The sequence below is a fragment of the Schumannella sp. 10F1B-5-1 genome (genome assembly GCF_006517535.1).
Classification (GTDB): Bacteria; Actinomycetota; Actinomycetes; order Actinomycetales; family Microbacteriaceae; genus Schumannella.
Map to the genome: position 1 here is coordinate 1 of NZ_VHQH01000191.1, position 240 is coordinate 240.

The 240-nt window shown below is 77.9% G+C and carries 1 pseudogene; it reads left to right on the forward strand.

The features are described 5' to 3' along the window. Positions 1-240: pseudogene (locus FJ658_RS15395) on the forward strand (hydroxymethylbilane synthase); the annotation flags it as partial.

The window sequence follows — 240 nt, forward strand, 5'->3', positions numbered from 1 at the left end:
CGCTGTGCGCATCCGCCGGTCGAGATCTGGACGGCCTGCCCGCGGGCGCTCGTGTCGGCACGGGGTCGCCGCGCCGCCGGGCCCAGCTGCTGCGTCGCCGCCCCGATCTCGAGGTGGTCGACATCCGCGGCAACGTCGACACCCGCCTCGGCCGGCTCGACGCCGCCGACCCGGAGCGCCGTCTCGACGCGGTCGTGCTGGCGGCCGCCGGGCTCGACCGGCTCGGACGCAACGAGGTCG